We start from the raw sequence: 21,745 nt of genomic DNA on the forward strand, positions 1-21,745 counted from the left end.
ACCATGAAGGTTCTTGATTACATTGTTGGGTTTAGTCGTTATGAACAGTCCCTCGACGCCGGCCTGCTTAGCCTGACGCGAGAATCTCAGCGGGTAAGAGTGGCTCAGTCTCATAAATCATTGTGGCTGGTCATACTGTCAGGACTGGTTTACCTCTATGGCCTTTGGGATGAGGTCGACAGTGGTGCGCTGGTGCTGTGGTTGAGTCTTATTGCATTAGCTGCAGTTATCCGGGTAATGGTCTGTCGCAGGGTGGAGGCAGGATTGTCGCTAGCGACAGTGCCGGCGCTATATCGTAATGAAGTGAACCTTTATCTGACGTCATTGTTCAGCACATTGGCGGTCGGCGCAGGTTTCTGGATGGTTGGTCTTGGAGGGTCACCGAGGTCGGTATTCGCCCTCATCCTGCTCTCTTTAATTTACGCGATTGGCACCACGGTCAATTCTTCCATTCACTTCCGTGGCTTTTGGGTGTTGCTCATTACCAATCTCGGACAGGCCTTTGTTTATCTGACTATATTTGTTCAGCCTGCTGAGATTGAGGTCAGCGCGGCTATTATTGCCATTGCTATCCTGTTAAATGAATTCGCTCGACGAAATTCCAATATTTTTGCGGACTCAATTCGAATGCGGGATGAAAACAGGGCGCAGAACATCAAGTTGGAAAAGGATAAGCTCATTATCCAGAAAGCGCTGGATATGGCGACTTCAGCCAATGAAGAGAAGAATCGTTTTATGGCGGCTGCCAGTCATGACCTAAGGCAGCCCTTGCACGCGTTGACGCTGTTTTTAGGTAGTCTGCGTCATATGGTTCAGGACGAGAAAGTATTGAATGTTGTCGACCGGATTGATGAGACCACCACCCTGCTTCATGAACAGTTTAACAGCTTGCTGGATTTGTCTAAGTTTGATGCCGGTGTGGTCACTGCCGACGAGGCAGAGTTTCGTCTCGACCATATGTTGAAAAATATTGCTGATGCCGCACAACAGGAAGCGCAGCAAAAAGATATTTCCTTGCACCTGTACACCACTCCCATCGTGATTCGTTCTGATATGTTATTGATGGAACGTATGGTGCGAAACCTGGTTACCAATGCGGTACGTTATACCGAGAGTGGTGCGGTCAGCTTGCATACCAGGCGGGTTCAGCACGGGTTGAATATTGCGGTCATAGACACGGGTGTGGGTATCTCATTGGAAGAGCAGCAGAGAATCTTTCAGGATTATTATCAGGTGAGTAACAAGGCCCGACAAACCGCGAAAGGCACCGGGCTTGGTCTGGCGATTGTGAAACGTATTGCCAGTCTGCTGGATATTAAAATTACCTTGAAATCGAGCCTGGGTGGGGGCAGTACATTTAACTTGTTGCTGCCAAACCGAATTGTGGTTGATGAGATTGTCGAGCCGGAGCCCATGCTGAGTAAGGATGTAGATGGGCAAGTGCTGTCGGGAAAGAAAGTGTTGATTGTTGATGATGATCACTCAATCCTTGATGCCATGACCTCCCTCCTCAATACCTGGGGATGCTATGTTGACGCAGTCGCTGATGTGAAAAATTTTCGCTTTTACCTGCCGCAAGCAAGTCAGTATGACCTCATCATGCTTGATGATATGCTGGATGATGAACTGACCGGTCTGGATCTGGCCAGGCAACTGCAGACGACAGTGCCGACATCCAAAATACTTCTGGTCACAGGAAACGCTAACAGTACTCGCCTCAATACCTTGAAAGGGGCAGGATTCAAAGTGCTGGTTAAACCTGTTGAACACTTGCAGCTTCAGGAAACACTAACCCATATGGCTAATATGTCTTGATTGTTGCCTGTGGCACTATCGGCAACAAGCTGGGCCCGACATGGATAGTCACATGGGGGGAAGGACCCTCCCTGACAGCAGGGCGTCCGATTAGCGTTTGCTTTTGCAGAGCTGGTTGGATAAAAAAGCTAAATTGTGAATACTCCCATTCGAGGCTGGACTCATGGATTGTCCAGCCTCTTATTTTTTGGGTAGTATGTTAGATAGTTCCTAGCGTTGCTGGAGCAGTATCCGGCAATTGGCTGCTGCAGCCCGTACTTGCTCGGGTGCTGTGCCACCGATGTGATTACGTGCAGCCACTGAACCTTCCAGCGTTAATACATCGAATACATCTTCGCTAATGCTGTCTGAGAACTGCTGCAACTCGCTCAGACTCAGTTCGCCCAGGTCTTTTTTCTGTTCAATGCCGTAGGCAACCGATTTTCCGACGACTTCATGTGCGTCACGGAAGGGCATGCCTTTTTTGACTAAATAGTCAGCCAGGTCAGTGGCGGTTGCATAGCCTTTACGCGCGGCAGTCAGCATGTTTTCTTTGCGGGTCGTAATAGCTGGCATCATGTCTGCGTAGGCCTTGAGGCAGTCGCTCAGGGTGTCCAAGAGATCAAAAATGGGCTCTTTGTCTTCCTGGTTGTCTTTGTTGTAGGCAAGGGGCTGGGATTTCATCAGCGTCAGCAATGAAATCAAGTGCCCGTGCACGCGACCTGTTTTGCCTCGGATCAGCTCCGGTACATCCGGGTTCTTTTTCTGAGGCATGATGGATGAGCCAGTGCAGAACCTGTCCGGAAGGTCTATAAAGTCAAACTGAGCTGAAGTCCACAAAACCAGCTCTTCTGAGAATCGTGACAGATGGGTCATGATTAACGAGCCGCAGGCGCTGAGTTCGATGGCAAAGTCGCGGTCACTCACTGAATCCAGTGAATTGCGAGACGGGCCGTCGAAGCCTAACTGCTCGGCAGTAAAGTGACGGTCAATCGGGTAGGTTGTGCCTGCCAGGGCTGCTGATCCCAGCGGGGAGACGTTCATCCGCTTGCGACAGTCCAGGAGTCGGCTGTGATCACGGTCCAGCATCTCGTACCAGGCCAGCATATGATGACCAAAAGTCACCGGTTGAGCTGTTTGCAGGTGCGTGAAGCCCGGCATGATGGTGTCCGCTTCCCGCTCTGCCAATTCAACCAGGGCATATTGCAGACGCGTTAACTCACCGGTCAGATGATCAATGGCATCCCGGACATACAGGCGTATATCCGTGGCTACCTGGTCGTTTCGGGAACGGCCAGTGTGCAGTTTCTTGCCGGTAGGGCCAATGCGTTTGGTGAGTTCGGCTTCGATGTTCATGTGCACATCTTCCAGCGCAACCGACCACTCCATGCGTCCTTCGGCGATGTCGATGCGAATGGCTTCCAGGCAATCGATGATGCTTTTACATTCGTCAGCGCTCAGAATGCCTGCCTTCTCCAGCATGCGTGCATGGGCGACAGACCCGGTTATATCCTGGTTCGCCATGCGTTGGTCAAAACTTACCGATGCGGTGAAGCGTTGTACGAATTCATCCGTCGCTTCTGAAAACCGACCGCCCCAAAGCGTGTTGGAGCCGCTGCCTTGTGTCTTTCCCGAATTACTCATCAGTCCCTACCTGGTTGAAAAGTGGCGGAAGAGTATAGCATGCACCGGGCTGGCAGTCTGCGAGGGCGCATTAAATCGCGATTTGGCGTAGAATGTTGGCCATCTAGTCATGATTATGTAATTGGAAGGAATATGAGCGCAGAAACCATTCGTATTGCCACGCGGCGCAGCCCGCTGGCGTTGTGGCAAGCCGAATATGTCCGCGATGAACTGCTGGCACGTAACCCGGAGTTGCAGGTTGAACTGGTCGGTATCGCGACTCGAGGAGACAAGATCCTTGATACGCCATTGGCCAAAATTGGCGGTAAAGCCCTGTTTGTGAAAGAGCTGGAAGTGGCCATGTTATCGGGTGAGGCTGATATTGCAGTGCACTCGATGAAAGATGTGCCGATGGAGTTTCCTGATGGGCTCTTTTTACCTGTGATCTGTCCACGGGAAGACCCCAGAGATGCTTTTGTCTCCAATCATTATCATTCCGTCGATGAGTTGCCACAGGGGGCTCATGTCGGTACTGCAAGCTTGCGCCGACAATGCCAGCTGATGGCAGCACGGCCAGACCTGAAGATCAGCAGCCTGAGAGGGAATGTTCAGACCCGTCTGGGCAAACTGGACAGCGGTGAGTTTGATGCAATTGTGCTGGCCTCTGCCGGTTTGCTGCGACTCAAGATGGAGTCACGAATTGCTCAGTATCTGCCCGACACCCTGTCTTTACCAGCAGGCGGTCAGGGAGCGGTTGGCATAGAATGTCGCAGCGACGATGCCAGGGTCATCGAGTTGCTCAAACCGCTGCATGATGTTGATACTGCAGATCGGGTGATGGCCGAGCGTGCCCTGAATCGTCGCCTCGAAGGCGGGTGTCAGGTGCCGATTGCCTGTTACGCCGAGTTGAATGGCGATGATCTTTGGTTGCGTGGGCTGGTTGGCTCAGTCGATGGCAAGACGATTTTGCGCACGGAAAAAACCGGGCACCGTCGTGATGCTGAAAAGATGGGGATTGAGGCTGCCGAGCACTTGCTGGCGCAAGGGGCTGACAAAATCCTGGCAGAATTATACGCTAACAGTTAATCCGCACTATTTGTCTAAGTAGCAGGCAGAAATATGAGTAAACAGCACGACTTGTCTGGCTTGACGGTTTTGCTGACCCGACCTTCAGGGCGTTCAGACAGCCTGGCGCGAGCAATTCGCCAGCGGCAGGGGGATGTTTGTGAGCTGCCTTTAATCGAAATTGAGCCGGAAATGGATGACGATGCGAGAGAAGGCATAAAGTCCAGAATTCTCTCCCTGGATCAGTATGATGCGGCGATTTTTATTAGTAGTAATGCGGCTCAGCTGGGCATGGAGTGGATCGATCAGTACTGGCCGCAACTTCCTGTCGGGCTGGAAGCCTACGCTGTTGGGCCCGGTACCGCGAAAATCCTGCGTCACTTTGACTGGCCGGTCCATGTATCTGATAAGGGCGTGACCAGTGAGGATCTCCTGGCTCTGCCAGGATTAAAACAGGCACAAGGCAAGCGTATTGCTTTATTCCGTGGTGTGGGCGGAAGAGAGCTAATCGCCGAGACATTACGCAAACGTGGTGCCCAGGTTGACTACCTGGAACTCTATCGTCGTCATACACCAGACTATTCTCAGGATGTTGTGTCGGAGTTGATTCAGCGCCGAAACATTAATGCTGTTGTTGTCACAAGTGCCCAAATACTGGATGTGTTACTGCATTGCTCACGACAAAATGCTGATAGTTTGCGCGTGGTGCCGGTATTGGTGCCGTCTGAACGCGTGCGGCAGCGTGCCATGGATTATGGACTGAATGTTGTGATAAATGCCGGAGGTGCTGATGATGAGACAGTTCTCGATGCTCTGGAAAAAGTGGTTTCAATGACAAGGTAGCAAGTTGATGTCGAACAACCCTGGCAGCTCCAGCAATGACCATGATAGTGAGGCATTGCCAGCAGAAGATGATGTGAACAATGATGAGAGTCGGTCTGCCGAGGCGTCTGCCACGTCAGCAGCTGGTTCATCCGGGCAGAGACACAGTAAAGTCGATACAGCTGCATTGCTTGCTGAGCTGGAGAAAAAGAACCAGGTCCACGGTCGACACAAAACCTCTTATGCTTCTGCTGCGGCGCTCTTTCTGCTGATAGTGGTTCTTGCCGGTACCGGAGGCTGGTTTACGTATCAGCAATGGCTGGCGCAAAAGGAATATGAGGCGTCACTTGCTGAGCTGGAGCAGGAAAATGCGCAAATGCGCGAGCAGCTGGAGCAGGCCCGTTCGGCAATGTCTGAAACTGTGGATAACCAGGTGGCCAGGCTGAGTGAAAGTGAAAGTCTGCTACAACAAGCCGTGGCTGAAATTGACAGTAATGCTGAGGCGGATGCTCAACGACTCGAAGAGCTGCAGAACTCGCTTAACAGGAACATGGAAGGGGTAGCAAGTCGGCTATCGGAAGATATGCGCGATGTCACCACGTTGGTGTCAGCACTGCAAGGGCAGGTAACTGACCTGCAGAACCAGGACCTGGGCTGGTTAAATAGTGAGGCTAATTATTTGATGCGCCTGGCACAGCGCAAACTGGCCATGGAGGCGGATGTGGCTTCAGCCATGTTGCTGTTAAAAACGGTCGAAGATCTTTTATCTCGTCAGGACAGTATGTTGGCCAATACCGCCCGGGATAGTGTGCGTCGTGACATTCAGCGGCTGGAAGCATTGCGGTTGCCTGACCGGGTTGGCATTGCCGAGCGTCTGAATGATCTGAGTCGCGAGCTCGATAGCCTGTCCCTGTCATCTTCGCGCCAGGCAGCTTATGTGGAGTCGGTCCAGCAGCGCCTGGCTCAGGGAGAGGCCGGTATGGAAAGCTGGTGGGCAGCGGCACTGAATCTGATTCGTACTGTGTTTGTCTGGCGTGAAGCTGACCCTGACCAGTCAGTTTCACTCATGCCGGATCAGGAGCAGCTTGTTAAGCAGCAAATGTTGCTGCAACTCGAACAGGCCCGATTGGCGGTGGTTCAGGCCGATGCAGAAATGTACCAGATAACACTGGATCAGCTGCAAGCAATCATGCAGCGCTACCTTAATCAGGATAGTGCCCAGGCGGTACAGTTGGTGTCAGAGCTTAATGCGATGCGTGATGTGGAGGTTACTACCACGTTGCCGACATTGACGGATTCGGTAAATCTGGTGCGTCAGCTGGCGGCTGATTCAGTAGACGGCGGAGAGTAGGGCTGTGAGAAAAGGCTTTATTCTGATCTTGCTGGCGCTTATTGCTGGCGCTGCCCTGGCGGTTCAGCTTGTACGTGATCCAGGTTACATTATGATTGCCTACGGCAATTACACCTTTGAAACCAGCTTGTTTGCACTGATTGTGGTGATGATCATTCTTTACGCACTGCTAAAGTTGATTCTGAGTCTGTTGCGCTGGATGAATCCCGCTCGGTGGGTGAAGGCTGACAAAACGGAAAGGCGCAACTGATCAGTTTTGATCAATGCCGAGCTCGTCCCATATCTCATCGACACGGGCTTTGACAGCTGGATCCATGACAATCGGCTCACCCCATTCTCTGTCTGTTTCACCTGGCCACTTGTTGGTGGCGTCATAACCTGCTTTGGAGCCAAGTCCGGATACAGGTGAGGCGAAATCCAGATAATCAATCGGGGTGTTTTCTATCATGATGGTGTCCCGGGCCGGGTCCATCCGTGTCGTCATCGCCCAGATCACATCTTTCCAGTCACGAATATTCACGTCATCATCTGTGACGATGACGAACTTGGTGTACATGAACTGTCTCAGGAAGGACCAGATGCCGAACATGACGCGTTTGGCATGACCAGGATACTGTTTTTTGATGCTGATGATTGCCAGGCGATAGGAACAGCCTTCAGGCGGCAGATAGAAATCGACTATCTCAGGGAACTGTTTTTGCAGCAGCGGCACGAAAACTTCGTTCAGGGCAACGCCGAGCATGGCTGGCTCATCCGGTGGGCGTCCGGTATAGGTGCTGTGATAGATCGGATCTTTGCGGTGAGTAATTTTTTTAACCGTAAAAACCGGGAAGTTATCCACCTCATTATAATAGCCAGTGTGATCGCCATAGGGACCTTCCGGAGCCAGGTCGTCTGGCTCAATCACGCCTTCAAGCACGAATTCGGCGCTGGCCGGTACTTGCAGATCATTTGTGAGGCATTTGACCACTTCGGTCTTGTCGCCTCGTAGCAGCCCTGCAAAGGCGTACTCCGATAATGTATCGGGTATCGGGGTAACTGTTGCGAGAATCGTTGCCGGATCGGCGCCAATAGCTACCGATACTGGAAAGGGTTCGCCAGGATGCTGTTGTTGCCACTCACGAAAATCCAGGGCGCCGCCACGGTGGGAGAGCCAGCGCATGATCAGCCGGTTGCCACCCAGGTACTGCATCCGATAGATGCCAAGGTTCTGGCGGTCTTTATCCGGGCCTTTAGTGATAACCAGAGGCCAGGTAATCAATGGGGCCGCATCGCCGGGCCAGCAGGTTTGAATCGGCAGCAATTTGCCCAGATCAATATCCGGCTCGTCGATCTGGACTTCCTGGCAAGGGCCGCTTTTTTTCACGTTAGGAGGCAGGTTCAGGATCTGCTTATAGCTGGGCAGATTTTGCCAGATTTCCTTCCATCCTTTAGGAGGCGTTGGCTCTTTCAAAAAGGCCAGAAGCTTGCCCAAGTCGCGCAGGCCTTCCAGGTCCTGCTGCCCCATGGCCAGGGCGATGCGGCGCGTGTTGCCAAAGAGGTTGCCCAGCACCGGTGTGCTGTGACCGACCGGGTTTTCAAACAGCAGAGCCGGACCGCCAGCACGCAGCGTGCGGTCACAGATTTCTGTCATTTCCAGGTTGGGGTCGACCGGTACCTGAATGCGCTTGAGTTCACCTTCAGCCTCGAGGATGTCGATGAACTCACGTAAATCGCGAAAGGCCATGCGAGGAGTCCGTTGTCTTATTTACGCTTCATCGCGTTGAAGAACTCGTCGTTGGTTTTACTGTCCTTCAGCTTGTCGATGATGAACTCTGCGGCTTGTACATCTTCCATGGAACTGAGGATTTTGCGCAGGATCCAGACGCGTTGCAGTTCATCTTCGGATGTCAGCAACTCTTCACGGCGTGTGCCGGAACGGCGTACATTGATGGCCGGATAAATGCGTTTTTCGGCAATCTTGCGATCCAGGTGGATTTCCATATTACCTGTGCCTTTGAATTCTTCGTAGATAACTTCGTCCATTTTGGAGCCGGTTTCTACCAGAGCGGTGGCAATGATAGTCAGACTGCCGCCTTCTTCCAGGTTACGTGCCGCACCGAAGAAACGCTTGGGGCGCTCAAGTGCGTGTGCATCCACACCACCGGTCAATACCTTGCCTGACGAAGGAACGATGGTGTTGTAAGCACGCGCCAGACGAGTAATAGAGTCAAGCAGAATAACCACGTCCTCTTTGTGTTCGACCAGGCGCTTGGCTTTCTCGATAACCATCTCTGCAACCTGTACGTGACGTGCTGGTGGCTCGTCAAACGTACTGGCGACGACTTCGCCGCGTACAGAACGCTGCATGTCTGTCACTTCTTCCGGACGCTCGTCGATCAGCAGAACGATCAGGCGGGTTTCCGGGTTGTTACGAGTGATGGACTGGGCGATGTTCTGGAGAAGAAGTGTTTTACCGGCTTTGGGCGGGGAGACGATCAGGCCGCGCTGACCTTTGCCAATCGGCGCCGTGAGGTCAATGATCCGAGCACTGAGGTCTTCGGTGCTGCCATTGCCCAGTTCAAGTCGCAGGCGGTCGGTTGGAAATAGTGGGGTCAGGTTTTCAAACAGGATTTTCTGTTTGGAATTCTCCGGCTTGGCGAAGTTGACCTCAGCAATTTTCAGTAGTGCAAAATACCGCTCGCCATCTTTCGGGGGGCGAATTTTGCCAGCAATCGTGTCACCTGTGCGCAGGTTGAAGCGACGAATCTGGCTGGGAGAGACATAAATATCGTCCGGGCCCGCCAGGTAGGATGAATCTGAGGACCTCAGAAAACCAAACCCGTCCTGCAGGATCTCCAGTACGCCATCACCACTGATGTCTTCACCGTTCTTGGCGTGTTTCTTCAGGATGGAGAAAATAATGTCTTGTTTACGGGTGCGGGAAAGATTGTCCAGTCCCATCTCTTGTGCTGTTTCCAGCAATTTGGCAATGGGCTGCGTTTTTAGGTCGGTAAGATTCATAGGCTAAGGTTAAGTTGGTTTCGGATATGGGAATCTGCATTACAGGCAGCACAGCCAATAATCGTTGCAATAAAGAAAACGGACTGGCGAATGCCGGTTGCTAAAAAGATTCGGGTTAAATGCTAATAAGGATTCAGGCTAAGTGTCAGTCAGGTAAGAGACTGGAATCCGTACCGCTCTCGCGGGGATGAGGCTGAATATAAAGACTAAATGAAGCGCTGTCTACTACTATTTGCCAAAAAGTCCGCTCTTTTTTGGCCTGACAAAGAAAATGCGATCTCTGTCAGGCCAAGTTATCGGTTCAGATCAGATAACGCTGTCGATAAAGGCAGCGAGCTGCGATTTAGACAAGGCGCCAACCTTTGTGCCAGCGACTTGACCGTTCTTGAAAACGATCAGCGTTGGAATGCCCCGAACACCATATCGTGGTGCCGTTTCCGGATTGGCATCAATGTTCAGTTTGCAGATTTTCAGGCGCTCGTCGTACTCGTCTGCCAACTCGTCCAGAACGGGAGCAATCATTTTACAGGGACCGCACCACTCTGCCCAAAAATCTACCAGAACGGGGCTGTCAGCTTGTAATACGTCTTGTTCAAAACCGGAGTCAGTGGTGTGAACGATTTTGTCGCTCATATCGAGTTCCTTACGTTGTGTCATTCTAAGCTTCAGGCGCAACGCTCGAGCGGCTTAATAACAATTCGGGTGTTGATCTGTTGCCAATCCTTGTCTGATCAGCAACGGTTGTAATCTATCATAAGGCCTAAAATTCTGGTTTCAAGTGCTTTGTTGCAGCAACCTGGCTACTTTTTTAGCAAAATAAGTCAGGATGGCGTCAGCACCGGCCCGTTTAATACAAAGCAATGACTCCATGGCAACGGCATTTTCATCGAGCCAGCCATTTTTCACGGCAGCCATATGCATCGCGTATTCGCCGCTGACCTGGTAGACCATGGTGGGGGCGCCAAACTCGTCTTTGACCCGCCGAACGATATCCAGATAGGGCATGCCGGGCTTCACCATGATCATGTCAGCGCCTTCATCCAGATCGATGCCCACTTCATGCAGTGCTTCATCGCTGTTGGCGACATCCATCTGGTAGGTGTTTTTATCCGCTTTGCCAAGGCTGCCGGAGGAACCAACCGCATCACGGAAGGGGCCATAATAACTGGATGCATACTTGGCAGAGTAAGCCAGGATGCGGGTATGGATGTGTCTTTCTTCTTCCAGCGCTTCGCGAATAGCAGCAATTCTGCCATCCATCATGTCAGAAGGGGCGACGACGTCGGCGCCAGCTTCAGCGTGTGACAATGCTTGCTGGACCAGGGCCGCAACTGTTTCATCGTTCAGTACATAGCCATCATCATCTATGATGCCGTCCTGACCGTGTGTTGTATAAGGGTCGAGGGCAACATCTGTAATCAGCCCGAGTTCGGGTTGTGCTGCTTTCAAGGCTCTGACGGCTCGTTGAACCAGGCCTTCCGGGTTCCAGGCTTCCTGGCCATCCAGTGATTTGGTGTCCGGGTTGGGGGAGGGAAACAAGGCGATGGCAGGTATGCCGAGCTCCACCAGTTCCTTTGCTTCCTCTACCAACTCGTCTATGCTGAGTCGGTAGATATCAGGCATTGATGGTATTTCCTGGCGCTCGCCTTCACCCTCGACAATGAAAACCGGGTAAATCAGGTCATCCGTCGTGAGTCGTGTTTCACGCATCAAGCGACGACTGAAGGGGTCCCGGCGCATGCGGCGCATCCGGGCGAAGGGGAATTGGCGGTTTGGGCTGTTTGCTACAGATTGCTGGCTCACGGTGATGGACCTTTGGAATCGCTACGTTTGTAACGTATCAATATACCACAGGGCTAGCGCTGGACGACAAATGCGGTGAAGAACAGATCACTGACCTGGTCGGCGAGTTCCTGTGATTCAAGGTGGGCCAGCCCTGTTTTCACAGTTTGCAACGCCTGTTCCCGCAACAATTCCTTGCCTGCAATCGACGTCAGATCCTCTTCCAACTGCTGAGAGAACAGAACAACCAGTTGATTGCGCAGGTACGGCATGTGCTCGCGCAAGGTGTCCTCTGAGCTTTGGTGCACTCGGACATTGACGTCTGCCTTGAGGTATTTGAGTCGGCCAGCACCGTCGTAGTTGGTCACAAAACTGGGGCCAAGCTGAATGTATACTTCACCGGATGCAGTGACATTGCTGGGGGGGGCAGGCGCAGATGCGGCCGACCAGGCATCAGGTGATGTCGCGGCAAGTGCCGCGATAAGCAATACAAAGGGCACCAGTACTGGTTTGTTCCGGTGGGAAAGTAAGCGCAGTAATGAGGCCATAAATGCCGTGAAAGTAATCATATCGAAGTATGTCGGCGATATCTGGCAAATCTGAAGCGCTTTTTGGTAGCATGCTCTTCATTATTTCAAATGCCTTATTTAAATGTCTTAGGGGAAGCAATGCCAGAATTACCGCCTGAGTTAATAGAGTGGATGGATGCGCATGACTGGATTTATACCCTGTACGCCATTGTCATTGTGCTGCTTGCATCCTGGGTAGCGAATTTCATCACCAAACGCATACTGGTCCGTGGCATCGACAAGCTGATCGATTCCAAGCTGACCCGGCCGGGGATGTTGCAGGGGCGGGCATTCATTCGCCGTCTGGCTAATGTGATACCCGCACTGGTCATTACTTTTGGTGTCAGACTGATTCCCGATATGCCCGAAGCTGCCGTTACGGTTGTGCTCAATGTGGCTAATACCTTCATTGTGTTGACACTGGCGCTTGCCTTGTCAGGTCTGCTTGATCTGGGTAATGATATATATTCGCGCCGCTCAGGGGCCGACGATGTCCGCCCCATCAAGGGTTATCTGCAAATCGTAAAGATCGTGATCTATCTGATCGCGGCATTGTTGATGATCGCCACATTGCTGGATCGCTCCCCTCTGATTCTGCTGTCTGGTTTGGGTGCTCTTGCTGCCGTTTTGATGTTGGTATTTCAGGATACTTTGCTCTCACTGGTTGCCAGTATCCAGATTTCTTCCAACGACCTGATCCGATTGGGTGACTGGATTGAAATGCCCAAACTGAACGCGGATGGCGATGTCATCGATATCGCGCTGCATACCGTAAAAGTGCAGAACTGGGATAAAACGATCACTACCATCCCTACCAAGCTGTTCCTGTCAGATTCTTTCAAGAACTGGCGTGGCATGAAGGACGCGGGCGGCCGGCGCATTAAGCGATCTATATATCTGGATCAGAATACCGTTAATTTTCTCAGCAACGAGCAGAAAGAGCATTTGACCCGCTTCTCTTTATTAACTGATTACCTGAAAGACAAGCAAAAAGAGATTGATGACTGGAATGCCGAATTAAAGGACGCTGGCGAGTTGCCGGCCAATACCCGTCGTATCACCAATATAGGTACGTTGCGGGCTTATGTTGTTAATTATCTCAAGGCACACCCCAAGCTGCGGAAAGATATGACATTAATGGTTCGCCAACTGAGTCCGGGGCCAGAAGGGCTGCCCCTGGAAGTGTATTGCTTTACTGATACAACAGCATGGGTTGATTATGAGGGTATTCAATCAGATCTGTTCGATCATTTGCTCTCCATTCTTCCTGAGTTCGGGCTTTCCGTATTCCAGGTACCTAGTGGTAAAGATATGCGAATGTCCTTCACATCACTGGCCGAGCAACAGGACGAACGCCGCAAAGTTCCGGATGAGTCGGTTCTGGATGATTCGGCTGCTGATGAGGGACGTGCAGAAGCGGATACTGAAGATGAGACAGAGCAAGAGCAAGAGAAAGAACAAGAAAAGAAAACTAAACAAAAGACGGTAAAGAAAAGCTCGGTGAGGCAGAAAAAAACGCAATCGGATGAACGAGAAGAGGACGACTCCGGGTCTGAATCGGGCGATAATTAATGAGTACGCATTCCATCGTAAGGAAAACGCAATGACTGAAAAGCTCCTGGCAATGATGCCAAAGTCCCGAACACTTAATCTGCTGATATTCCTGGCATCAGTGGCGATCATCGGCATCGTGCTATACATGGAGCATGTCATGCTGCTTGAGCCTTGCGGCTTGTGTATCACGCAACGGGTTTTTGTGGTGCTGACGGGGCTGGTCTGCCTGGCAGCGGCGATACATAATCCATCAGCGACTGGGCGTCGGCGTTACGGTATGGCGGCCGCCGCTCTGTGTGTGGTGGGTGGCTACTTTGCTGTTCGCCAGATCTGGCTGACTTATCTGCCTGAAGACCAGGTGCCTGCCTGTGGTCCGGGGTTCAGCTACATGCTGGATAACTTTCCCCTGATGGATACATTAAGCTTTCTGCTCAAAGGCGATGGTAACTGTGCAGAAGTGCATTGGCGCTTTCTGGGGCTGCTGTCTATTCCTGAGCTGGCTCTGATTGGCTTTGTTGGACTGTTTTCACTGTGCCTGTTTCAGGCTTTTCGACAGGAACCCAGCCCAGCGGCAAGCTGATGGGCTGGTGATTCAGGGCCGTTAGTGTAAGCAGCTCGCTAGTCCAGCGAGTAATCATTCCATTCGCGCAGGAAGTCGTCAAAGGACAGTTTGTCCGCGGCTTCCGCCTTGCGCTGGTCTGCCAGTGACTGCTCGCTGGCCTGTTTGAAATCCTGCTGCCACTGCTCGTCACCATTGCTTTTGCCTCGGAGTGTGTCGAGTGTTTGGTTGGAGCGCTGTTTGGCAAATTCGCCGAATGACTGCTGCTTAGCTCGCATGTCGGCAAGAACTTGAGCCGAGGGAGTGAGTTCGGGATCGATAACTTTTGCCAGCTGTGCTGTAACGGCTTGCTGGTGAAGGTCTGGCTGTTCAGCGGCGCTGTCCAGCAAAATTGCGCTGTCGTTAATCTGTTCCAGCAAATCCTCTGCCCATTCTTTCAGTGTTCTGGTTTTTGTCCCGTCTGCCAGTGTCAGGCCAGGTTCGCGGCCGCGGTTAACCGTCCTGGACAGGTTTCTTTCAATCTGCTGATGTTCATCCTGGTTACAAGCCGGGCTGTCTGCCAACAGACAGAACAATAAGAAACTATCCAGAAACTGTATCTGGGTGGCGTCAAGGCCAAGAGGCAGATAAGGATTTAAGTCCAGTGCACGCACTTCGATGTACTGTATGCCTTCGGCTTTCAGCAGTTGCAGGGGACGTCGTCCGTCGCTGCCAACCCGCTTGGGCCGGATGGTGGCATAGAACTCGTTTTCCAGCTGCAGTAAATTGCTGTTGATCTGCCGATATTCGCCTTTGGCCGCTCCCTGATCAATTTCCTGATAGGGCTGGTAAGGCGTCGACATGGCCTGGTAAAGGCTGTCGATATAATTATCCAGATCGTTGTAGCAGACAAATATGGATCCTTGCGCGTCGCTACGATACCCCAGGTCACCCATGCGTAAACAGGTTGCATAAGGCAGATAAAGGGTGCGCGTATCAAATGCTTCCAGTTGATGAGGGCGGCCACGTGTAAAACAGCTGCATACAGCCGGTGAAGCGCCAAAAAGGTAAACCAGCAGCCAGGAATAGCGGTGAAAATTCCGGATCAGGTGCAGGTATTTGTGGGTGCGGAAATCCTGCAGAGAGTTAAAACCTTGACTCTCTTCATACATTTCCTGCCAAAACGTATCAGGCATGGAAAAGTTGTAATGTATGCCGGAGATGGTCTGCATAAGACGACCGTAGCGATGCCCCAGCCCTTCGCGGTAGAGGGTTTTCAGGCGCCCCATATTGGAAGTGCCATATTGTGCCAGCGGAATCTCGGATTCGCTTTCCAGCAGACAGGGCATACTGGCAACCCATAGTCTTTCACCCTCCGGCAAGTGGTCATACACATAATTGTGCAAAGACTGCAGGAAGCTGAGAGACTCATCAATATCATTGGAAACCGGGGTAATCAGTTCCAGCAAGGCTTCCGAATAATCCGTAGTAATGTACGGGTGGGTCAGCGCAGAGCCCAGTGCTTGCGGATGCGGCAATTGAGAAAGGCGACCGTTGGCGCTAACACGGAGGCTTTCTTTTTCAATACCGCGCTGGATAAGGGCCCATTGTTTGGGGAAGGCTGAAAGCGAAAAGCGCTCCAGCGCTGATTTCAATGTATCGGACAAAATATTGCCTCTGTAAACGGCATAGCGGCTGTTTGTTTGACTCTTGCAATGAGGTAAGAGCCCCGCACCTTCTGCTACAAAGCTGGGTTGCCAGGCATTATGCCAAAGTTTGTGGCAACTGAATACCAAACTCTGACAGCTGTCTGGCTACTGTGACAGGAGCAGGGTTTGTCACGGGTCAAAGTAATTTACCTTTCATGGCCTGACGCTGCCGACGCTCTTTTTTGTTGGGCTTTTCGTGCAGGGAATGCAGTACATTAGCTTTGCGCTGCTCGGTGCGTTCATTCCTGGTCTGAATACTTTCGGCTGTTTCCTCATAGAGCTGGCTTGCTATATCGGCCGACCGACGCTGCTCCGATAATGCCAGGACCACGACTGTTTTATCATCCCAGCCTTGCCTGGCGGTTACCCGATTACCTGTGGTGATTTCTTTGCTGGGTTTGGCTTTTTGCCCATCAACCGACACCTTGCCGCCATCTATCGCGGCTTTTGCCAGTGCGCGGGTTTTGTAAAACCGTGCTGCCCACAACCATTTATCCAATCGGACTTTGGTCATCGAGGCCTGTTCGGTTTTCTGACTGTTTTGCTTTTTGGTCATCGCTGAAATTCTGTCTAAGTCGTCGACGTTAGTAATTGAGAGAAATTCTCAACCTGTCGGTATTTACCTGGCGCAAGCGCGGGGCGCTGACTGTCAGGCTGCGTAATTGCCAGCAGGTGCCGAATACCGGACTGTTCTGCGCACGCCAGAACGGACAGGTTGTCATCAATCAGCAGGGTACGTTCTGGCTGATAAGGTGAGCGCCCGTGCAGGGCTTCCCAGAAACCGTCATTTTCCTTCGCTTTGCCCAGTTCATGGGAGCTGATTATGAAATCAAGGTGCTGATCCAGTTGGGTACGCTCCATCTTCAGGGTCAGGCTGCCAGGGTGCGCATTAGTTACCAGAACTCGTTGAATGCCTTGCTGTTTAAGCGTTGTCAGCAATGGTATGACGTTAGGGCGCATGCTGATTTTGTCCGCTACAGAATCTTTCAGTTCCTGGATGTTCAGTTGCAGTTGCTGCGTCCAGTAATCAATACAATACCAGTTCAGGGTGCCGTGGATGGAATTGTAGTGTTGCTGCAGCTGTTGCCAGGCCTGATCCAGGTTCATACCGTTCTGTTCTCCCCAGGTTTTTGGTACCAGGGTCTCCCAGAAGAAGTTATCAAAATGCAGGTCGAGCAACGTACCGTCCATATCGAACAGCACTGTATCAATCTCTTGCCAGTCAATCATGCCTGATTTGGTCCCAGTGTTTTAATAGCAAAAAGCGGACATTGAACTTATCATGTTCATGATAGAGACAGACGCGATCTCTGTATAGTTGATCGGAGCCTAAATTGCACGACCGAAAAGCCTTTTACAACCGTAGTTTCCGGGCAGCCTGTGTGCTGCTGTGTTTTGCTTTATTAGTCACTCTGGCAGTGCCGATACTGTTTGTATCGGGTGCAGCTGGTGGGGCATTGCTGGGGGTTGAGGAAACAGCTCACGGCATTTTGGACCTGGTTGGCATTGTCATAACGGCCATGATTGCCATTCTGGTCTGGCATACGCTGACGGGTCGCCGCGATGCCAGGCTGTTGATAATGGGCAGTTTTTTTGCGGTGATAGCAGTTCTGGATATGGGGCACCTGCTTTCCCATGCCGGCCTGCTTGGTGTGACAGCCGATACGGCTGAACAACAGGCTGAGAATTTCTGGTTTTTGTCCCGTTTTTGTACCGGTTTTGCCTTGCTTGGCAGCGCTCTTATGCCGACACGCGCGCCGCTTGGATCTGGTGTGAAAATGTTGATCTGGGGTGGCGCACTGGTTTTCCTGTCAGTGGTCTTTCTGCTGTTGGTTGGCTCTGATATCGCGTTGTTGCCTTTACTGCGATTTGAGCCGGTCTGGCTTCCTTTCCCTTTTGATTTAAGCCACTTAATCCTGCCTGCTTTATTGTTCAGCGCCTGGCGCTGGTTCCAAAAGGCGCGCAAGGATGAGCGGATAGACCTTCTTCATCTGTTCGTGGCAGCCGCTTTGCTGGCAATGAGTGAAGTCTATTACGGGACACCACAAGGTCACGTGGCATCAGGATTGCTGGGGGAAGTTTATGAACTTATCGGGTTTGCATTTATTTATCAGGCATTGGTGGCCACCGGTATTAAAGCGCCATACTTGCAGCTGGATCAGCTAACCAAAAGATTGCAGGCGATTATTGATGCTATACCGGACATGATTTTCGAGGTGAATCGAGCCGGTGATATTCTGTCCTATTACTCAGATCACGCGCGCTCCAAGTTAATGATGCCACCTGCTGCTTTTCTTGGAAAGCGGTATCAGGATATCTTACCGCCTGCTGTTTCTGACGTAGTGGCGTTGGCTATTCAGGATATTTTCCAAAACGGTTATACGACGGGTCGCAGCTATCAACTTAGCATTGACGGTAAAGAGAAATTCTTCGAATTAAGTGGCAGCCTGCTTTCCGGGGCGCATCGTGAAGAGCGTTGTCTGGTTTTGTCCCGGGATATCACTTCGGCAGCTATGGCCAGGCGGGAGTTGGCCCGCAGCCAGCGTGTTCTTCGTGCAGCGCTTGATTATATGCCTTCCGGTGTGGCGATCAGCCGGGAGGTTGATGGCCTGGAATTTGAATACATGAACGAGAATTTTGCCCGGTTTTTCCGAACCAGCCGGGCATCTTTGATGGATAAAAGTGACTTCTGGGGAGTGGTTTTTGATGACCCGGAAACACGGGAGTGCATGCGGAATATGGTCCAGGCCGGCATGGATAGTGGTGATGTCAGCAATATGGTCTGGGAAAATGTACCCATCAGCCGTCAGGGAGAAGCGACCTGGTTTGTCACTGCCCAGAAAGTACCTGTGCCGGAAGAAGGGCTTTACATTACCCTGGTCGATGATGTGACCAAACAACTGGAGCGTGATGAGGAGCTGCGTATCGCAGCGTCAGCATTTTCAACCCAGGAAGGTATGGTGATTACCGATGCCAATCAGCACATTTTGCGCGTCAATGCTTCGTTTGAAGCGACAACCGGATTTAAGCAAGCAGAGCTGCAAGGCAAGACCCCGGCCGTGTTTGCTTCCAGTGAGCATGATGAGGCTTTCTTCAAAGTGATGTGGGAACGCATTAAGGAGCAAGGCAGCTGGCAGGGAGAAATCTGGAATCGTCGCAAGAATGGAGAGGTCTATCCGCAATCGGTCACTATTTCAGCGGTTAAGAATGAGGAAGGGGGGATTACTCACTATGTTGCTGGCTATATTGATATCAGTGACATAAAACAGGCTCAGGAACGCATAAGCCTGCTTTCCTATTATGACACATTGACCAGTCTCCCTAACCGGGACCGCATGTATGCTTATCTGAATGATCTGCAATTGGCCCTGGATCAGCATACGGTTTCTGCCGCACTGATTATGATCGATCTGGATCATTTCAAGACCATTAATGACACCATGGGCCATGCCAGTGGCGATGAGTTATTGCTGCAGGTGACCGAGCGGGTATCCCCTCTGGTTGTTGGTCAGGGCAAACTGTTTCGCTACGGAGGAGATGAGTTCATTGCTGTGTTGACCAAACTTGATGCAGATCGAGAGGCGGCAGGCAGTCAGGTGCAAGTCATGACAGACAGGATTCTGGAAGCGGTCTCTGTTAATTATCAGATCAAGGGGCAGTCATATTATTCCTCCTGCAGTCTGGGAGTGACTGTGTTTAATAGCGAGACTGACACCGACTCTCATGAATTATTAAAGCATGTCGAGATTGCACTGTATCAGGCTAAAAATTCAGGCCGGAATACGGCGAGTTTCTTTGATCCGTCTTTGCAGTCCGCCGTTGATGAGCGGGCGAAAATGGTGTCAGAAATGCGTTCTGCTCTTGAGGCGAAGGAGTTTGAACTTTATTACCAGACCCAGCACGATATTAAAGGGGAAGTTGTAGGGGCAGAGGCACTGGTGAGGTGGATGCACAAGGACAAAGGTCTGATTCCGCCAGCGGACTTCATCTCCCTGGCAGAAGAGTCTGGCCTGATGGTTGAGCTGGGGGACCAGGTTGTGCAGATGGGACTCTCTCAGCTTAAAACCTGGCAATCGCAGCCTGGGTTAAATCACCTTAAGTTGAGCATAAATTTATGCGTTGAGCAGTTCTACCATGATGGCTTTGTAGAAAATCTCGAAAAAAGCATTTCAGAACAGCAAATTGATGCCACCCGGCTGATGCTGGAGTTCACCGAGACCACGCTGATATATGATCTGGAAGTCGCCAGGCGTAATATTTTGCTGCTGAACAAGCTTGGTGTTCGTTTCGCTATTGATGACTTCGGGACCGGCTATTCTTCACTGAACTATCTTAGTGAGCTGCCGCTGGATCAGTTAAAGATTGACCAGTCGTTTGTGCGTCAGCTCAACGACAGCCAGAAAGATGCCGCAATCGTCAGGGCGATTATCGATATGGCGCACACACTTGGGCTGGAGGTGATGGCCGAAGGGGTGGAAACGGTAGCGCAGCGGGATTACCTGAATTCTCAGGGATGTACACTGTACCAGGGCTTTCTTTTCAGTCGTCCCGCGCCGGTGCAACTGCTGGAGCTGCATCGACGCGGGGTCATGTAGCAGGCCGGTGTTTATTCTACCGTTACTGTAATTTTTTCTGAAACCACAGGTGGGTTGTGAGGGATATGCAAGTGGTCACCAAGTATGAGTTGCAAGGTATGCTCACCTGGCTCCAGCGATAATTCCACCTGAGTCTGTCCTTTGCCAAAATGCATGACATCGCCGCCCAGAGGCTGGTTCATGGCTGGCATGCCATCTTTGTCGATTAACAGGTGATGGTGTCCTGTTTCAGGCATTTCGATGCCAGCAGGCGCTACGCCCATTTCATTCAAGCCAAATACCACGGTGAATGTCTGATCAACCGTATCACCATCTTGCGGTGACACGATATACACGGCTGCGTTTTCTGTTGATTCACTCTGTTGGGCATGCAGCGTCGTTGCCAGTGGTAATGAGGCAAATACTAAACCTGCAGCGATAGCTGTCTGGCGTAACATCTTCATCTTTCAAACTCCTGAAATGCTTAATGTTGGGAAGTTCGTTAATAATTTGCATGGTTATCATGCAGGTCGACAAGGGGTTTGTCGACCCTAAACGTTGTTCTGTCGCACAAGATGTTACAGGTTGCAATAAATTGTGTAACGATCGCTCGATCAGCATTGCAGCTGATGTCGGTCAAGAGCGGTTCATGTCGCTCGTGATTCCACGTAGTAGCTTTATCAGTGGTGTTGTTCTGACCAGTCTTTGTTGCTTATTCCAGATAAATCAAAGGGATAGGGGCAATGACAAATGCAGCAATATTGCTAAACAATAAAAATCATATAAAACAAAGCTATAGGAGCGTGAGACAATGCGAAATGTCTATCTAGGCAAGCGTAAGTCTTTGGCATTGGCAGTAAGAGTTATAACTGAATCTGGTGTTCAGAGAGGTTGAAAAGAAGCGACGTATCTGGTTGATTTGTTGTCGCCAAACAAGTCAATCAACACGAGGAATACGCCGCTATGGACAAGAGTAACGTTGTTGGGTTTGCAGGTCGAGAGAAGAATGCCGATCCGTTGACACAATTACTTCGTCAAGGTGCCCGAGATTTGATTCAACAGGCCGTAGAAGCCGAGTTGTCAGAGTATTTACAACAATTCACAGAACGACGACTGGAAGATGGCCGTGCCGCAGTTGTGCGCAATGGCTACCAGCCGGAGCGCGACATTCAGACGGGGATCGGGCCTGTGACCGTCAAGGTGCCGAAGATTCGCGCCAAAGATGGTAAACCGGTCACCTTTCGCTCAGCGCTGGTACCGCCGTATGTGCGCAAGACGCGTTCGCTGGAGGCTGCTCTGCCGTGGCTGTATCTGAAAGGCGTCTCGACGGGCGAGATGGACAATGCATTGCAAGTGCTGGT

General features: G+C 51.3%; 19 protein-coding genes. 9 read left to right on the forward strand and 10 right to left on the reverse strand.

Translation table 11 applies throughout. The annotated features are described in order from the left end of the window. Positions 1-3: 3 nt before the first annotated feature. Complete coding sequence (locus PSCS_RS08440; RefSeq protein WP_068811671.1) at positions 4-1,815, forward strand: hybrid sensor histidine kinase/response regulator; 1,812 nt, start codon at positions 4-6, stop codon at positions 1,813-1,815. A 210-nt stretch (positions 1,816-2,025) separates the two neighbouring features. Here the strand turns inward: PSCS_RS08440 and argH are convergent, their stop codons facing one another. Beyond that, positions 2,026-3,438, reverse strand: a complete 1,413-nt coding sequence (gene argH, locus PSCS_RS08445) for an argininosuccinate lyase (RefSeq protein ID WP_068811672.1) — start codon at positions 3,436-3,438, stop codon at positions 2,026-2,028. A 132-nt stretch (positions 3,439-3,570) separates the two neighbouring features. On the opposite strand from argH, the gene hemC reads away from it, so the two are divergent. The 4 genes from hemC to PSCS_RS08465 are packed head-to-tail and all read left to right on the forward strand — an operon-like array spanning position 3,571 to position 6,905. Beyond that, complete coding sequence (gene hemC / locus PSCS_RS08450; RefSeq protein WP_068811673.1) at positions 3,571-4,503, forward strand: hydroxymethylbilane synthase; 933 nt, start codon at positions 3,571-3,573, stop codon at positions 4,501-4,503. Positions 4,504-4,536: 33 nt separating this feature from the next. Next, on the forward strand, positions 4,537-5,325 hold the full coding sequence (locus tag PSCS_RS08455) for a uroporphyrinogen-III synthase (RefSeq protein ID WP_082866460.1): 789 nt from the start codon (positions 4,537-4,539) through the stop codon (positions 5,323-5,325). A gap of 7 nt (positions 5,326-5,332) precedes the next feature. After that, positions 5,333-6,655 (forward strand): uroporphyrinogen-III C-methyltransferase, encoded by a 1,323-nt coding sequence (locus tag PSCS_RS08460; protein WP_068811674.1) that lies wholly within the window; start codon positions 5,333-5,335, stop codon positions 6,653-6,655. Between the two features lie 4 nt (positions 6,656-6,659). Next, positions 6,660-6,905 (forward strand): heme biosynthesis HemY N-terminal domain-containing protein, encoded by a 246-nt coding sequence (locus PSCS_RS08465; protein WP_068811675.1) that lies wholly within the window; start codon positions 6,660-6,662, stop codon positions 6,903-6,905. Here the strand turns inward: PSCS_RS08465 and ubiD are convergent, their stop codons facing one another. The 5 genes from ubiD to PSCS_RS08490 form a co-directional block, all read right to left on the reverse strand. Continuing rightward, entirely contained in the window at positions 6,906-8,381 is a 1,476-nt protein-coding gene (ubiD, locus tag PSCS_RS08470; protein ID WP_068811676.1) for a 4-hydroxy-3-polyprenylbenzoate decarboxylase, read from the reverse strand. Positions 8,382-8,398: 17 nt separating this feature from the next. Beyond that, a complete protein-coding gene (gene rho / locus PSCS_RS08475) occupies positions 8,399-9,658 on the reverse strand; it encodes a transcription termination factor Rho (RefSeq protein ID WP_068811677.1) in 1,260 nt (419 codons plus the stop codon). 306 nt (positions 9,659-9,964) lie between these two features. Beyond that, positions 9,965-10,291, reverse strand: a complete 327-nt coding sequence (gene trxA / locus PSCS_RS08480) for a thioredoxin TrxA (RefSeq protein ID WP_068811678.1) — start codon at positions 10,289-10,291, stop codon at positions 9,965-9,967. Between the two features lie 141 nt (positions 10,292-10,432). Further along, positions 10,433-11,461, reverse strand: a complete 1,029-nt coding sequence (gene hemB / locus PSCS_RS08485; RefSeq protein ID WP_267890012.1) for a porphobilinogen synthase — start codon at positions 11,459-11,461, stop codon at positions 10,433-10,435. A 53-nt stretch (positions 11,462-11,514) separates the two neighbouring features. Continuing rightward, the gene (locus PSCS_RS08490; RefSeq protein ID WP_082866462.1) at positions 11,515-12,009 is read right to left on the reverse strand and encodes a flagellar basal body-associated FliL family protein; all 495 of its coding nucleotides are present in this window, start codon (positions 12,007-12,009) and stop codon (positions 11,515-11,517) included. Between the two features lie 99 nt (positions 12,010-12,108). On the opposite strand from PSCS_RS08490, the gene PSCS_RS08495 reads away from it, so the two are divergent. Together PSCS_RS08495 and PSCS_RS08500 are read left to right on the forward strand one after the other, a co-directional pair. Next, positions 12,109-13,581, forward strand: coding sequence for a mechanosensitive ion channel family protein (locus PSCS_RS08495; RefSeq protein ID WP_082866463.1), 1,473 nt, complete (start codon positions 12,109-12,111; stop codon positions 13,579-13,581). Between the two features lie 31 nt (positions 13,582-13,612). Beyond that, on the forward strand, positions 13,613-14,143 hold the full coding sequence (locus tag PSCS_RS08500) for a disulfide bond formation protein B (RefSeq protein ID WP_229694581.1): 531 nt from the start codon (positions 13,613-13,615) through the stop codon (positions 14,141-14,143). Between the two features lie 38 nt (positions 14,144-14,181). Here the strand turns inward: PSCS_RS08500 and gshA are convergent, their stop codons facing one another. The 3 genes from gshA to yrfG all read right to left on the reverse strand — a co-directional run bounded on the left by gshA (position 14,182) and on the right by yrfG (position 17,040). Beyond that, positions 14,182-15,768 carry a glutamate--cysteine ligase gene (gshA, locus tag PSCS_RS08505; RefSeq protein WP_082866466.1) on the reverse strand — a complete coding sequence of 529 codons (1,587 nt, stop codon included), beginning with the start codon at positions 15,766-15,768 and terminating at the stop codon, positions 14,182-14,184. Between the two features lie 178 nt (positions 15,769-15,946). Then, a complete protein-coding gene (locus PSCS_RS08510) occupies positions 15,947-16,366 on the reverse strand; it encodes an RNA-binding S4 domain-containing protein (protein WP_229694580.1) in 420 nt (139 codons plus the stop codon). 14 nt (positions 16,367-16,380) lie between these two features. Continuing rightward, the gene (gene yrfG, locus PSCS_RS08515) at positions 16,381-17,040 is read right to left on the reverse strand and encodes a GMP/IMP nucleotidase (RefSeq protein ID WP_068811681.1); all 660 of its coding nucleotides are present in this window, start codon (positions 17,038-17,040) and stop codon (positions 16,381-16,383) included. Between the two features lie 104 nt (positions 17,041-17,144). On the opposite strand from yrfG, the gene PSCS_RS08520 reads away from it, so the two are divergent. Beyond that, on the forward strand, positions 17,145-20,405 hold the full coding sequence (locus PSCS_RS08520) for an EAL domain-containing protein (protein WP_068811682.1): 3,261 nt from the start codon (positions 17,145-17,147) through the stop codon (positions 20,403-20,405). Positions 20,406-20,416: 11 nt separating this feature from the next. Here PSCS_RS08520 and PSCS_RS08525 read toward each other — a convergent pair whose 3' ends face one another. Further along, the gene (locus PSCS_RS08525; protein ID WP_229694579.1) at positions 20,417-20,848 is read right to left on the reverse strand and encodes a DUF4399 domain-containing protein; all 432 of its coding nucleotides are present in this window, start codon (positions 20,846-20,848) and stop codon (positions 20,417-20,419) included. A gap of 499 nt (positions 20,849-21,347) precedes the next feature. On the opposite strand from PSCS_RS08525, the gene PSCS_RS08530 reads away from it, so the two are divergent. Further along, on the forward strand, positions 21,348-21,745 hold a 398-nt coding region (locus tag PSCS_RS08530), incomplete at its 3' end, for a transposase (RefSeq protein ID WP_198544289.1).

This window comes from Pseudohongiella nitratireducens, from assembly GCF_001642735.1.
In the GTDB taxonomy this organism is placed as follows: domain Bacteria; phylum Pseudomonadota; class Gammaproteobacteria; order Pseudomonadales; family Pseudohongiellaceae; genus Pseudohongiella; species Pseudohongiella nitratireducens.

What these genes read in the sequence shown, in the direction of transcription:
- PSCS_RS08440 (WP_068811671.1), top strand. Translation starts at nt 4, where the DNA reads ATGAAGGTTCTTGATTACATTGTTGGGTTTAGTCGTTATGAACAGTCC.
- argH (WP_068811672.1), bottom strand. Translation starts at nt 3,438, where the DNA reads ATGAGTAATTCGGGAAAGACACAAGGCAGCGGCTCCAACACGCTTTGG.
- hemC (WP_068811673.1), top strand. Translation starts at nt 3,571, where the DNA reads ATGAGCGCAGAAACCATTCGTATTGCCACGCGGCGCAGCCCGCTGGCG.
- PSCS_RS08455 (WP_082866460.1), top strand. Translation starts at nt 4,537, where the DNA reads ATGAGTAAACAGCACGACTTGTCTGGCTTGACGGTTTTGCTGACCCGA.
- PSCS_RS08460 (WP_068811674.1), top strand. Translation starts at nt 5,333, where the DNA reads ATGTCGAACAACCCTGGCAGCTCCAGCAATGACCATGATAGTGAGGCA.
- ubiD (WP_068811676.1), bottom strand. Translation starts at nt 8,381, where the DNA reads ATGGCCTTTCGCGATTTACGTGAGTTCATCGACATCCTCGAGGCTGAA.
- rho (WP_068811677.1), bottom strand. Translation starts at nt 9,658, where the DNA reads ATGAATCTTACCGACCTAAAAACGCAGCCCATTGCCAAATTGCTGGAA.
- trxA (WP_068811678.1), bottom strand. Translation starts at nt 10,291, where the DNA reads ATGAGCGACAAAATCGTTCACACCACTGACTCCGGTTTTGAACAAGAC.
- PSCS_RS08490 (WP_082866462.1), bottom strand. Translation starts at nt 12,009, where the DNA reads ATGATTACTTTCACGGCATTTATGGCCTCATTACTGCGCTTACTTTCC.
- PSCS_RS08495 (WP_082866463.1), top strand. Translation starts at nt 12,109, where the DNA reads ATGCCAGAATTACCGCCTGAGTTAATAGAGTGGATGGATGCGCATGAC.
- PSCS_RS08500 (WP_229694581.1), top strand. Translation starts at nt 13,613, where the DNA reads ATGACTGAAAAGCTCCTGGCAATGATGCCAAAGTCCCGAACACTTAAT.
- PSCS_RS08510 (WP_229694580.1), bottom strand. Translation starts at nt 16,366, where the DNA reads ATGACCAAAAAGCAAAACAGTCAGAAAACCGAACAGGCCTCGATGACC.
- yrfG (WP_068811681.1), bottom strand. Translation starts at nt 17,040, where the DNA reads ATGATTGACTGGCAAGAGATTGATACAGTGCTGTTCGATATGGACGGT.
- PSCS_RS08525 (WP_229694579.1), bottom strand. Translation starts at nt 20,848, where the DNA reads ATGAAGATGTTACGCCAGACAGCTATCGCTGCAGGTTTAGTATTTGCC.